General features: G+C 40.6%; 12 protein-coding genes and 1 riboswitch. Of the genes, 8 read left to right on the top strand and 4 right to left on the bottom strand.

Annotated elements, in window-relative coordinates; genetic code table 11:
• The first annotated feature begins 32 nt into the window (after positions 1-32).
• The 4 genes from BM308_RS02230 (at position 33) to BM308_RS13290 (ending at position 3,669) form a co-directional block, all read left to right on the top strand.
• The gene (locus BM308_RS02230) at positions 33-1,106 is read left to right on the top strand and encodes a substrate-binding domain-containing protein (protein ID WP_074942669.1); all 1,074 of its coding nucleotides are present in this window, start codon (positions 33-35) and stop codon (positions 1,104-1,106) included.
• Positions 1,107-1,170: 64 nt separating this feature from the next.
• Positions 1,171-2,049 carry a 3-hydroxy-5-phosphonooxypentane-2,4-dione thiolase gene (gene lsrF, locus BM308_RS02225; RefSeq protein ID WP_074942668.1) on the top strand — a complete coding sequence of 293 codons (879 nt, stop codon included), beginning with the start codon at positions 1,171-1,173 and terminating at the stop codon, positions 2,047-2,049.
• A 259-nt stretch (positions 2,050-2,308) separates the two neighbouring features.
• Positions 2,309-3,286 (top strand): chemotaxis protein, encoded by a 978-nt coding sequence (locus tag BM308_RS02220; protein ID WP_074942667.1) that lies wholly within the window; start codon positions 2,309-2,311, stop codon positions 3,284-3,286.
• Between the two features lie 227 nt (positions 3,287-3,513).
• Complete coding sequence (locus BM308_RS13290) at positions 3,514-3,669, top strand: hypothetical protein (RefSeq protein WP_177214399.1); 156 nt, start codon at positions 3,514-3,516, stop codon at positions 3,667-3,669.
• Positions 3,670-3,770: 101 nt separating this feature from the next.
• On the opposite strand, the gene thiC is transcribed toward BM308_RS13290, so the two are convergent.
• Complete coding sequence (thiC, locus tag BM308_RS02215) at positions 3,771-5,318, bottom strand: phosphomethylpyrimidine synthase ThiC (protein ID WP_074942666.1); 1,548 nt, start codon at positions 5,316-5,318, stop codon at positions 3,771-3,773.
• Between the two features lie 27 nt (positions 5,319-5,345).
• Positions 5,346-5,443, bottom strand: a riboswitch (TPP riboswitch).
• 384 nt (positions 5,444-5,827) lie between these two features.
• Here thiC and BM308_RS02210 point away from each other — a divergent pair.
• Entirely contained in the window at positions 5,828-6,526 is a 699-nt protein-coding gene (locus BM308_RS02210; protein WP_074942665.1) for a DUF554 domain-containing protein, read from the top strand.
• A gap of 96 nt (positions 6,527-6,622) precedes the next feature.
• On the opposite strand, the gene BM308_RS02205 is transcribed toward BM308_RS02210, so the two are convergent.
• Together BM308_RS02205 and BM308_RS02200 are read right to left on the bottom strand one after the other, a co-directional pair.
• Positions 6,623-7,843, bottom strand: a complete 1,221-nt coding sequence (locus BM308_RS02205) for an ABC transporter permease (protein ID WP_074942664.1) — start codon at positions 7,841-7,843, stop codon at positions 6,623-6,625.
• The gene (locus BM308_RS02200) at positions 7,836-8,975 is read right to left on the bottom strand and encodes an HlyD family secretion protein (RefSeq protein ID WP_074942663.1); all 1,140 of its coding nucleotides are present in this window, start codon (positions 8,973-8,975) and stop codon (positions 7,836-7,838) included. Before BM308_RS02200 ends, BM308_RS02205 begins: the two co-directional genes overlap by 8 nt.
• 287 nt (positions 8,976-9,262) lie before the next feature.
• Here BM308_RS02200 and BM308_RS02195 point away from each other — a divergent pair, with 287 nt between their 5' ends.
• The 3 genes from BM308_RS02195 to BM308_RS02185 all read left to right on the top strand — a co-directional run bounded on the left by BM308_RS02195 (position 9,263) and on the right by BM308_RS02185 (position 12,675).
• Complete coding sequence (locus BM308_RS02195) at positions 9,263-9,646, top strand: GtrA family protein (protein WP_074942662.1); 384 nt, start codon at positions 9,263-9,265, stop codon at positions 9,644-9,646.
• Positions 9,647-9,814: 168 nt separating this feature from the next.
• Positions 9,815-11,428, top strand: a complete 1,614-nt coding sequence (locus tag BM308_RS02190) for a methyl-accepting chemotaxis protein (protein WP_074942661.1) — start codon at positions 9,815-9,817, stop codon at positions 11,426-11,428.
• Positions 11,429-11,472: 44 nt separating this feature from the next.
• On the top strand, positions 11,473-12,675 hold the full coding sequence (locus BM308_RS02185; RefSeq protein ID WP_074942660.1) for a sugar ABC transporter substrate-binding protein: 1,203 nt from the start codon (positions 11,473-11,475) through the stop codon (positions 12,673-12,675).
• A gap of 95 nt (positions 12,676-12,770) precedes the next feature.
• Here BM308_RS02185 and BM308_RS02180 read toward each other — a convergent pair whose 3' ends face one another.
• Positions 12,771-13,466 (bottom strand): TIGR04211 family SH3 domain-containing protein, encoded by a 696-nt coding sequence (locus tag BM308_RS02180; protein WP_074942659.1) that lies wholly within the window; start codon positions 13,464-13,466, stop codon positions 12,771-12,773.
• Positions 13,467-13,542: the final 76 nt, after the last annotated feature.

Below are 13,542 nucleotides of genomic sequence, written 5' to 3'. Positions count from 1 at the left end.
ACCTTTGATAAAGACTACATAAGGAGTTTTATATGAAAAAAACTTGGTTCAAATCAGCTGTCCTCTCAGCAGCAATTGCAGCCTGTTTATCAGTATCAAGCGCATATGCTGGTGATGTTAAAGATAAGACCGTTGCTTTTATTCCAAAGTTAACCGGTAATGCATTCTTCGAGTCTGCTAATGTCGGTGCTCAGAACTATTCAAAGAAGGTAGGCTATACCGTAGAATATATGGGTTCACCAAATGCATCAGTAGCAGATGAGGTTAATGTTATCAACCAGGCAGTAGCAAGAGGTGTTGATGCAATCTGTATCTCCTCAGTTGATGCTACCGGTTTGAATAAGGCTCTGTCTGATGCCATGAAGGATGGTGTTACTGTGGTAACCTGGGACTCTGACGTCGGTGAAGACTGCCGTACTCTGATGGTTTCACAGGGTACTCCTGATATTCTAGGCAAGATGCTGGTTGATATGTCTGTAGATGCTCTGCAGAAGCGTGGCGTTGATCCTAAGAAGAAGGCTGTTAAATACTGCTGGCACTATTCACAGGCAACCGTAGCTGATCAGAACTCCTGGCAGAAGGAAGGCGAGAAGTTCATCAAGGCAAATTATCCTAACTGGGTAAATGTTGCTCCTGATAACTACTATTCAGAGCAGGATGCAGAGAAGGCTGTATCTATCGGTGCTTCCGTACTTGAGGCAAATCCAGATATCGATCTGATTATCTGCAATGACTCAACTGCACTTCCAGGACAGTTAACCGCTGCTCAGAACAAGGGTCTGAACAAGTCAAAGGTAACCATTACCGGCTTTGCTTCACCAATGTCTATCAAGAACTTCGCCAAGTCAGACATCATTGAAGAGTGGGGCCTGTGGGACTGCGGTGTTCAGGGCGCGATCGGTACCTACCTAGGTGCTTATCTTGCAGCTGGCAACGAGGTTAAGGTTGGTGACGAGATTGAATTACCAGAAATCGGCAAGATCAAGGTAATGCCAAATGATTCTCTAGTTCCAGGCTCAAAGACTGGTGCTAAGAACAATGGTGTTGTTCTGCTTCCAGAGCGTCTGGTATTCACCAAGGACAATGTTGACAATTACAATTTCTAATGATCTTATAGATCTTGTTTAATTATGCGACCGCCGGTACTATCCGGCGGTTCTAGGAGTAAAAATGGCAGATTTAGACGGCTTAAAGGTTGCTCACGATTATCATATCGATGAGCCTTTTGCTAATAATAAAGGTTTCTATGTTAAAGGTGCTAACGCTCTGGACTGGGGCATGAAGAAGCACCTTGCTAATATCTTCAATCCTGTAAGCGGCAATACAGTAATGTTTGCCTTTGATCACGGCTATTTCATGGGCTCAGTATCAGGTCTTGAGAGACTTGATCTGCTGCTTCCAAAGCTGATGCCTTATATTGATGTTCTAATGTGTACCCGCGGTGCCCTCAGAACCTGTATCGACCCATCCTGCCGTAAGGCTGTTGCCCTAAGAGCAACCTCAGGTTCATCCATGGTACAGGAAGATCTTTCTCATGAGATTCTGGCTGTTGATGCTGAAGAGGCTGTAAGACTGAACGCAGACTGTCTTGCAATCCAGACCTTCATCGGTGGTGACGGTCAGCTAAGCTCACTTAAGAATCTTGAAGATGCAGTAAACATGGGCTGCAGATATTCAATTCCTATTTTAGGTGTTGTTGCTGTTGGTAAGCAGATGGAGAGAACCACCAAGTTCTTCAAGCTTGCAACCCGTATGCTGGCAGAGTTAGGCGCAAATATGGTTAAGACCTACTACTGCGATGACTTTGAAGAGGTTGTAGCAGCATGTCCTGTTCCTATCGTTGTTGCCGGCGGTAAGAAGCTTCCTGAGAATGAGGCTTTAACTCTGGCCTACAATGCAATCAAGGGCGGTGCTCACGGTGTTGATATGGGAAGAAACATCTTCCAGAGTCTGCACAGCGTTGAGATGCTTCAGGCAGTGAACAAGATTGTTCATGAGGGCTTTACTGACAAGGAAGCTTACGAGTTCTATCAGGACCTTATTAAATAAACATTAAATCCATTATTGTCATAAGCCTAGATCCTTTCTTCTTTGGATTTAGGCTTTTTTTTGCTCAAAAAACGACTATCCAAGAGCATTTACTGTCCTAGAATTTTTGTAGCTATCACGTTTTTGAATGAAAATTTGAGATATACAGCTCGCCTTCTCACATAAACTACAAAAATATCAGTAAAAAAAGGAAATTTTTCATTCATAACCTAAAATAGATTATGTAGAAGTTCATTATTACTAGAAAACGGATCTGCAAATGGCTGGTTTAATTGAAAATATTGAAAGACGTACTGGTATGGTTGGTCAGAACCGCATGGAAATGCTGTTGTTCCGCCTTCCTAACAGAAAACAACTCTATGGTATGAATGTGTTCAAGATCTTGGAGATTCTTCCTTGTCCTCATCTTACCATCATGCCGAAGTTGCATAAATCAGTGATTGGTGTGCTGAATCACCGTGGCACAACTTCCTCTGTTATTGACTTAAGTCTGGCAATGGAAGGTCCAAAAACCGATGATTACCGTAAGTATCTGCTGGTTATGAGTGAGTACAATAACTCTGTTCAGGGCTTTATTGTATCTAAGGTTGAGCGTATTGTTGACTATAGCTGGGATAAGATCATGATCCCTCCTAGTGGACTTGGCAACAAGGCTTATCTGACAGCTGTTACCGAGTATCAGAATGAGCTGGTTGAAATTGTAGACGTTGAGAAGATCTTCTCTGAGATTTCTCCTTACGAGGAAATTGTCGATAACAACACCGAAGAGTTCAAGGCGCATATTCGTTCTATGCTCAAGCATCCAGAGGCTAAGATCATTGTTGCAGATGACTCTAAGGTTGCAATCAAACAGACAGGTGATACTGTAAGAACCCTTGGAATTGAGGTTATCGAGGCTAATAACGGTCTTGAGGCTCTGAATATCATTAAGGATTACGCTGCCAAGGGCAAGCTTGATGAAATTGAGCTTCTGATTTCTGATGTGGAAATGCCTCAGCTTGATGGTTACTCATTGAGTGCGGCATTGCGTAAAGATCCTTTGCTCAAGGATATCTATGTAATTCTGCATACCTCTCTGTCAGGTGTGTTCAATGAAAGTATGCTTCATCGTTCAGGAGCAAACTCCTGTGTTGCAAAATTTGATACAGAGAAGCTTGCCAAGACGGTGGTCAAGGCAATTGAGGAACTTCATGGCGGTCTGAAGCCTTCAGAGTCAGTAACAAAGCTTGTTAACTAATTCATATTAAAAGTTTCGTTTTCTATAATGACCTTAAATACGGTTGAGACTGTATTTAAGGTTTTCTTTTATCTGGAGACTGTCACAGTAATATGTAAAACTAAATATCCAATTTTGGTTTATTTTTGTGGATTCATTTATCGGATTTAATCTTTTGTGTTTTATGTCACAATCTAAATTGTAGAAAACATAAGGTTGTGTTCGCTACTATTTTGGAGGACTGAAACATGTATATCGTCGAATTTACAACAATTACCAATCCATCTGAAGTTAGCTATGAATTTGGTTCTATTGACGAAGTAAAGACTTTTCTTGAGAAGAACAAGGAAATTCTTCAGTCATACGTAGTCGTTCACAAGAACGGAAATATCGTTAAGCTTTAATCTAATCTTTGTGGTTCAGGAAAGAGTATTTTTTGTATGGAAAAATACTGAAAAGAAAGCTCCAGTGGATACTGGAGCAGAACAAATAAATAACTCTGCTTTTACAGCAGATCCTCTTTGTACTTGTTCTTGAGTACTCTATTCAGTCTGATAGGGCAGAATCTTGGACCACACATAGAGCAGAACGATGCATTATGACTGCAGTTGTCCGGCATCTGAGAACTCCAGACTTTGTAGGCGTGCTCTGGATTCAGGCTCAATGCAAACTGATCGAACCATCTGAAATCTGCTCGAGCTCTTGCCATTGCATCATCTCGAATCTTAGCTCCAGGAAGTCCTTTTGCAAGATCAGCTGCATGTGCAGCAAGCTTGTAGGTGATAAGTCCAGTCTTTACATCCTCGGCATCAGGAAGTGCAAGATGTTCTGCAGGGGTAACATAGCAGAGCATTGCGGTTCCAAAGCCTGCGATCTGAGAGCCTCCGATTGCAGAGGTGATGTGATCATAGCCTGGGGCAATATCTGTAACCAGTGGTCCTAAGGTATAGAATGGGGCATAGTTGCAGTATTTTTCCTGCAGTCTCTGGTTTTCTTCTATCTTATCCATGGCTACATGACCTGGTCCCTCAATGAAACACTGCACTCCTGCCTTATAACATCTAGCTGCAAGCTCACCGATAGTCTTAAGCTCACCGTACTGAGCTTTATCACAGGCATCATTGATACAGCCAGGTCGGAGACCGTCACCTAAGGATAGGGCAACATCATAGTCATGACATATTTCTAGTAGTTCATCAAAATGCTCATAAGCCATATTCTCGGTATCCTGACTCATCATGCATTCTGCCATGATTGATCCACCGCGTGAGACAATTCCCAGAATTCTCTGCGCTGCGTATGGAAGATATTCATGAAGAAGACCTGCGTGAATCGTAAAGTAATCCACGCCCTGTCTTGCCTGTGCAATAACAGTATCGCGAAACAGATCCCAGGTAAGTTTTTTGATGTTACCCTCAGCTCTGTCCAGTGCTTCATAGGCAGGAACAGTTCCTAGAGGAACTGGGGATGCTCTTAAAATTGCATTGCGAAGTTCTGGTATACCTTCGATTCCCACACTCAGATCCATTACAGTATCTGCACCAAACTGCAGAGAGAACCTTAGTTTCTCAAGCTCCTTTGAATAGTCAGAACCAATAGCAGATGCTCCGATATTTGCATTTACCTTGACGCTGTACTTTGCGCCGATAATCATGCTTTCAGCTTCCGGGTGATTGATGTTTGAAGGTATTACTGCTCGTCCCTGAGCTATGGTGTTGCAGACATCCTCAGGTGTAAAGGCCATTTTCCCTTCATCTTCAGTGCAGAAGGATTCTCTTATAGCTACATATTCCATCTGAGGTGTAATCACACCTTCTTTAGCGTAATCAAGCTGAGTCTTTTTTACCTTTCTGGCATCGCCATCCTGATATGATTCCGTCCATCCAGAGGTTATCTTTGGCTGATTAGGAAAGTTCTCAGGACAGCCTTCAACTGTCTGCAGCAGTATTTTTTCGCCGTTGGATAGGGTAAGTTCTTTGAAAGGTACCTTTAGTGCGCCTTTTGTGATTCTTTTTGAATTAACAGAGAAAGTATTGAGGGTATTGTTAGACATCGGCATTTCCATTATGTTTTTTTACATGCATGCCGAAGTCTTGTTTCCTACGCAGGTATTATCCTGATCAGGTATACGGATTCTGCTGATGCAGTCTCAGCCCGAAGGCACTCCGACAAGCATTACATTGTTTTATGTAATCTGAGAGTTTCCTGTATGGATCTCTCTGGGGAATCTTTTCTTTATCTCTTAAAATAAGGCTAAAGCTAGTTTAGTTATTATCTTTATTCTGACTTCCATCGTCAAGCAATTAAAATATGTGCACTTATAGGAGTCCTTTTGATTATGATTTTCAGAATCTTTAACTATAAAAATGCTCCGTATTTGTATAGTACAGACGGACCAAGTTTTAATTAAATTGAACCGAAAGACAAGACTTAGCAATGAGCTTTGTCATATTTGTTACTATCCTTTTTACTTCTGTTTTAGAAAATATAAATCAAGAATCTGAAATAACTGTATAATAAATCAAAGAGTTAGATTTAAACTTTGAATATCGAGATAGAAATATGTTTGCGGTTATAGTTAATACTATCGCTATTATCATTGGGGCCTTTGTAGGTCTTCTTATAAAAAAGGGCATTCCAAAGGAAATATCCGGCAATATTCTAAAAGCTCTCGGTGTATGTACTGTGATTATTGGTGTTCAGGGGGCTATTCAGACTTCTAATATCCTGATTCTCATCTTATCTGTTGCTCTTGGTGTTTTTGTTGGTGAATTCTTTAATTTTGAAGGGAAGGTAAATCGCTTTTCTCAGAATCTTTTGGGAAAACTTGCAAAAGATGGCGACAGTGTGTCCAGAATTACTGAGGCTTTTGTTACTTCATGTCTTATCATGAACGTTGGTGCAATGGTTATTGTTGGTTCTATTGATGCTGGTTTACGTGAAAACTACAGTATGCTATATACCAAATCTCTTTTAGATCTTATATCTGGAATCATGCTGGCGGCAACTATGGGAGCCGGCGTCTTAGGTTCAGCCGCCTTTACTTTAATATTTCAGGGAGCAATTGTTCTTTTCTCTAAGTATCTAGCTCCATATATGTCCGATTTTCTGATAGGTGAGATTTCCGCGACCGGCTGTGCAATTATTCTGGCTTTAGGTTTCAATATGATAGGCATAACTCAGTTTAAGGTAATAAACTACATTCCGGCCCTTCTAATGGTACCCCTGTCAATCTTTATAATTGGGCTTCTTCCTCTATAAAGAATATTGAAAAAAACTCTCTATTCTGATAACCAAAACAGAGAGAAATTAACATTAAAGGTCTTGTGTGGTTTTATGATTCGCACTGCCTGCGCTTTAATTTACGTTTTCTGTAATTTTTTTTTCTTCCTTCTCAATATGCACAATGTCAGACGAGTTCTCTAGCTCCTTCTTTTGGCTTTTGTAATGCAGAACATAAAGAATACCTGACAGTACAGTGAGGTATAGAATATACTTTCCATAGGTTCCAAGCATGGTGGTAAATTCGACTCCTCTATAGGCATTATCCCTCCAGAACTCAAACATCCAGGTTAGAGGAAAGATATATTTAAAGGTATTGACCCAGTCAGGCAGTACTGCTGCAGCTAAAAGAGCTCCTCCCAGAATAAAACCTGGAGGAATAATCAGAATCATTCTGCTTCCACCTTCTGAAGGATTGGTTGTGTTCCATGTGATAATGAATGCAAGCATTCCCAGTCCCATCGCGGTCATAAAAATACTTGGAATATGTAGAAAATAATTTCCGGCAAATCTTAACTGTCCAAACACCACAATAGCCGAAGTTACCAGAGTTATGGCTGTGGTGTAGATTAAAGCGTATGGAACAAGTCTTGCTATAAGTACAATTACGCTTTCGTTTAATACGGAATTCCATCGGTTGGTTACTTTAAGCCTTCCTATAATCATCAGTACGGTGATACCGAAGATGATGGATGAGAAGAAATATATAAAAGCCGAGCAGATAGATATAGTTGAAGACAGTGTCGGATTATACAGATCTCTGTCAATTATACTGATAGGCTGCATCAGTGCCTGAGTTTTTTCCTGACTGGTTTCCATTTTGAGCGCGATTCTGGTACCCGTACTCTGAGCTCCGATCTCTGAAATTACGCTCTTGAGATTTGCTATAGCCTGCCCATTCTGCGCCATGTTTGAGTAATCGGCAAAATATCCAAGATTAAAGGTTTTCTCTGCTCGCATTACTGCCTGTTCAAGTCCTTTTGGAATATAGATGACTCCGATATTTCTATCGTGAGCAAGCAGTTTCATTACTGGAAGCGGGGTGTGATAAACCTCTGTTACCTCAATATAAGCACTGGTGTTAAGCTGCTGTATCAGACTGGTTGAGTAGTTGGAGGCGTCAAGATCAATTACTGCAATTTTTCCTTCAAACACTGCACTGTGAGTCATAGTCACTGAGAAGAATAAAGTTGTAAGAATCGCCATCATGAAGGCCGCCAGATGATAGGGAATAAAGTGACCTGACATCATCGCATCAACTTCTTCGAGGATTGCATCGGTGATTTTTTTAATCATTTTCAACCTCAAGAGTCATTCCGGCAAGACAGCTCTCTGGCTTTTCAAGGTACACTCTTACCTTGAACATGGTTAAATCCGCCTGTCCGTGTTCTCTGGTCATTCTAAGATCTGCAAAGGAAGGGGCTGCGGTAACAAATCTGATAATACCGCTGACCTCTTCATCAGTAGCAATTACATTTGCGGTTACCTTCTGGTTTTCCTTATAGTTTAAGACCTGCTTCTCGTTTACATAAATATCAAAATACTTACGAGATGACTCTAGTAAGACTGCAGGAGCATTTGGAGAGATCATCTCTCCTTCCTGATACAGGAGTTTTAAAATCTTTCCGTCTTCTGGGGCTCTTAAAGTCAGTCGTTCATAGTTTAGATTTAGAATCTCCAGTTCCGTATTTAACTCTTTTAAACGGGCTTTCATTTCTGACAGCGTGTTGTCCATGTTTTTAATGTTGGCTCTGGTATTCTCGATAGCGGTTAAGGTCATGCCTTCAGCACTTCCCGTAGTTCTGAGCTTTTCTTTCTGTTCGGGAGTTGCTCCTAAAGATATGGAGTCAAGCTGACGCTGAGCCTGAATTCTTGCCTGAGTTGCCTGACTCTGGGCGCTTTCGTTTGTGTCATAGGCTGATTTTGATATACTTTTCGAGTTAATCAGCTGTTTTGATCTTCCGAACTCAACTTTTGCCAGTTTTTCGGCTGATTGTGCTGCCTTTAATGCGGCGTAAAACTGTTCTATCTGTCTCCACTGTGAGATTTCCTGAAGTCGGCAAGCCTGAGTCTGAATCTTTATTGCGTCCTGCTGCTGTCTTATGGATGCTTCCTGAGCCTGAATCTGAGCCTGCAGCTTTTGGATGGAAAGGGCTGTATCCTTGTCATCAAGAACCATAAGAACCTGACCTTTTTTGACAAAGTCTGACTCTTTTACCTTACGTGACAAAAGACGTCCACCAACATTTTCAAAGGCGATGTTAACTTCATCTGCAGTCAGAACTCCTGATTTAATTCTCTGGGCAACTGAGGTGGCATCTCCTCTTGATCCGATATAGATTAGAAATGAACTGATACTAAGCAGAATCAGCATGATGATAATCAGACGAACAGAACGTCTGTCTGTATTAAGATGTAATTTCCTCATAAAAGTGAAGTGCGGATACTGAAACCGACGTTTAATTCTCAAACAGAAAAAGAACCTGTTTACCGTCAGTTTGTATCAGTGAGCGCATTCTATAAAAATAAAAAAAATTATGTACGTACAATTTGCAGATTTTTGTAAGTTTGAATAGGAATCTTAGAAGAGATTGCTTGATATAAGAAGTAATTTTTTGATGATCTGTTATTAAAAAAATACTAAAATACAACGCAAAAAAATAATAAATCGAGGAGTCAAAAAAAACTCCTCCTAAAAGTTAAGAATGATTAAAAATGCAGAAGAATCGATATGTCGAATTCATGCTGGCAGATCTCATTGGTATCGGATGTAATTTTTTAAGCAGATTCCTTTTTCAGGAAGCCTTAAGCTTTGAACTGTCAGTATTACTTTCATATTTCGTGGGAACAGTTACAGCCTACAGTATGCTGTGCTCTGCTTTTACAAAACGCAAAAAATCACTTTTTAAATTTGTTACCTTAAACATTGCCGGTCTACTTCAGACCTTCATTGTTTCAATCTGGATTTTTGCTGTTCTAGAGAACGATGTTGCTGAAGATATTGCCTGTACAACAGCTCATTGTGTAGCATTGGGCTGTCTTATAATCACAGATTACATTTCTCACTCTAGAATGAGTCCTGCCAAAAGAAGAGCGTAATATGACTGGTATGCCAGCGTGCATACCATTATTAAGTCCTTCTGAATTCCCAACTCAAATCCTCAAAATAACTTTTGAACTAAATCAAAAAGTTAATATAACTCAAAAGAGCCACCAGTTTTTATTCCTATAACTAAAAGAGGTGGTTATTCTTTTTTTAGGTGGAATATGTTTGGTTGGTTTAATCGTTTAGCTGTACGCGCAAAGCTTATCTTAGCTTTCATGGTTGTTATTTTCTTAACTCTGATTATTTCAGTTGTTGCGATGATCAATTTGAAAAACATCAAAGCATCAATTGACTATGCGGATATAGCTCTTTCAACAGAGTACAACCCGAATACTGAATTAAGCTCGAATATCACATACGTCAATGATGAGCTGTTTACCTTTGTAAATAACATCAAGGAATACACTCCTCAGAATAAATCTTCTGTTGAAGATAAGCTTGCAAGTATTGAAAAAGTGGCTGATGCTCTGAATAAACAGATTAATTCTGATGCCTCAAAGAAGGTAAAAGCTTATCTTGCTGAGGCGATCGATACTTATCATAATGAGCTGATACCTACACTGGATAGAAACTTCCAGCCAATGGCACGCGGAATCTACTCGGCCAATATTTACCCTAAGTTTATTGCCGCTCAGAGAAATCTGGTGAACATTAACAACAACATTCTCGGCAATATTATGGGGCATCTTGAAGAGATGAATTCAAATACTCCTCTCATTGTGGTTGGTGTTGTTTCTGTCGCTGTAATTGTTGTTTCTCTGGTAATCAGCTTTGCTCTGTCAGCTGTGTTTACCGGAGCTATTAAACGTGCCTGTGATGCAACTGCTACTATTGAAAGAGGAGACCTTTCAAAAGAAATAAAGACTCATCTTAAGGATGATTTTGGTGTTCTTCTGCATTCGCTTGAATCCATGCGTTCAGAGTGGCAGGGAATTGTATCAGCCATCAAACAGTCCGAGAATGATCTGAACTCAAACTTTGATACGATTCGTTCTTCAACTTCTGAAATCAAAGATTCCGCCAAGCAAACAGAAAGCCGTTCTTTAACTGTTGCCGCGGCAGCTGATCAGATGGTATCCACCACCTCAGACATTGCTAAAAACTGTCAGGAAGCTGCTGTAAATGCAGATGATTCCAACAAGACCACACAGGAAGGTGTATCCAAGGTTCGTGTAACCATTAACGCTATTCATCAGCAGGTAGAACAGACCAAGAAGGATGCTGAACAGATTCAGTCTCTGGTTGATAAGGCTCAGAAGATTGGAACCATTGTTCAGACCATTGACGAGATTGCATCTCAGACAAATCTTCTGGCTCTGAATGCTGCGATTGAGGCTGCTCGTGCCGGTGAAGCCGGTAAAGGCTTTGCTGTGGTTGCAGATGAGGTTCGTGCTCTGGCCTCAAGAACTTCTGCCTCAACTCAGGAGATTACCAGCATGGTTACCCTGGTACAGAATGAAGCTAACCTTGCCAATGAGTCTATGTCAAAATCTGTTACTTCCATGTTTAATCTTGCAGAGGATGCCTCCTCAATTGAAGTGCTGTTAAATGAGATTATCAACAAGGTTTCGGTTGTTAATTCTCAGATTAATCAGATTGCGACCGCTGCAGAGGAACAGACTACAGCCACTGCAGAGATATCCTCAAATATGCAGAACATTACCAGTTCAGCTCAGGGCTTTGTGATTGAGGTTGAGAAAACTCAGAGCGTGGTCAACAATGCAAGCTGTTCTGTTGCAGAACTATCTGAACTTGTTGCTAAGGTTAAGGTTTAACAGGGCAGGCTTGTTTTTGGGATATTGAAAGGTAGAACTCTGATATGAAGAATACACTTAAAGTTTCTCTTGGTTTTGCTCTTATGTTGCTTGGTTTGTCATCCTACGGTGCAACTCTTACGGTGTGGGAAGATCTTAACAAGGCTGACGGTATAAGAGATTTTGCAGACCAGTTTGAGAAGAAGTATGGCGTGAAGGTTGATATTCAGGGGAAAGACTCAGCCAACCATGTTTACGATGTTGCGGATTTGATAAGCAGGGGAGAGAAGACTCCGGATATTTTCCTGATTGTATCTGACCGTGTGGGTGATGCCATGTCCAAAGGTATCCTTGCTCCTATTGAAAATATGGAGCAGGAAAAATCCCACTATCTTGATAATGCAACTGCACTGTTTAAGGTTAATGGCAAATACTATGGCGTTCCTCGTTCTGTAGAGGCTCTTGTTGTATATTACAACAAGGATGTAATGCCTATTCCTTATGAGAATCTATCTGAATACATTGATTTTACAAATAAGCATAAGGCTCAGGGAATCTATGGCCTTATCAGTAAGGTGGATAATTTCTACTATAGCTATGGCTTTTTCGGTGCTTATGGCTCTTATGTGTTCAAGCAGAACGCTGAAGGAGAATTCAATCCTTATAATATAGGACTTGATAACGATAAGGCGGTAAAGGGGCTTTCTGTTCTTGCTGACTTTGCCAAAAAACATGTACCTATGTCAGTCTTAGGTCAGGAAGGCTGGGCTAATATAGATGAGATGTTCAAATCCGGAAAGGTTGGAGCTATCATCAATGGACCATGGACCTTAGACGGATATGCAAGTTCGGGGATCAACTATGGTGTTGCTCCTCTACCTAAGCTTCCAGACGGAACTCAGATGAGACCTTTCTTTGGTGTTAAATCCTATGCTATCTGCTCTAAATCTGAGAATAAGAAACTTGCAGAGGAGTTCTTAAAGTTTATAAATCAGACTGATTTTGCATTAAAACGCTATCACAGAATCGCAGAGCTTCCTCCTATCAAAGAGCTTCTAGCTAAGGAGGAGATTACTAATGATGATTATGCCAGTGCCATTTCTGCACAGGTTGAGTATGCTGATCCTATGCCAACAATTCCTCAGATGGCACATGTGTGGGAGCCTATGGAGCAGGCACTCTACAGTATTATCAAGAACAATGAGCCTATTGATTCAGCACTTGATCTTGGTGTGATGAAGGTAAAACAGAAAATTGCGGGAAACTGATAGATACTGACTTTCTGAGACCAAAAACAAAAAAGTGAGATTGTATGATCTCACTTTTTTTAATGGATGAATCTGCTAAAGTACTTCAGCAAAGATTAGAAACGATTTTTTCTCTTTGAGGATGGTCTTGGAATATAAACACAGATAATTCCAATAATGGCACCACAGAAAGCAATAACAGCTCCCTGAAGCCACCATCTCATCTGCATATCAAGCTCTTTGGTTTCAAGCTTGTCAGCAAAATCTCTTCTAGTTGCATCAAGGTCTTCGATCTTTTCATTCTGTGCTGCAAGAGTGCTCTTTAAGCTTGCATTTTCTTTCTCAAGCTTTTCTACTTTTGCTTTTGCTGCTCTGTAGTTTGCTGCAACCTCAGAGTCGTAGTTTTCAAGAGAATTCTTTAGTTCGGCAATCTTTCCTTCAAGCTCGTCAACTTTTGCTTCACCGCAAGGTTCTACCTGAAGATCACGGTACTGCATCCAGTACTCTTTGCCATTGTAGGTAATCTCAACAAACTTTCTATCGTCAGAGAGTTTGTTAAAGGTGATTTTCTCACCCACGTGAATTGAATTTACAATTTTGCAGTTGGCACGAGGGCAGGTTCTAAGCCAGACATTTACGTTCTCTGAAACGTATAGAGTATCTCCGATCTGAAGATCAGATACCTCTCTGGCCTTAGGTGCCTTAATTTCATCGGTGTTATCATTGTTCTCTGGTTCAGCCTGAACAGCTCCGGCTGCGCAGATGCATAAACCTAATAGTGAGCCTGATATAATTTTTTTAATAGAAATCACTTGTAAATCCTTAAATCATTCTTGTTCTGCAAAGAATTTTAGCACAAGCTTTGGGTAAAGTTTTAATGTATCACGA

The sequence above is a fragment of the Succinivibrio dextrinosolvens genome, assembly GCF_900116345.1.
In the GTDB taxonomy this organism is placed as follows: domain Bacteria; phylum Pseudomonadota; class Gammaproteobacteria; order Enterobacterales; family Succinivibrionaceae; genus Succinivibrio; species Succinivibrio dextrinosolvens_B.
Note: the sequence above shows the minus strand (reverse complement) of the source record. Positions and strands in the feature narration are given on the sequence as shown.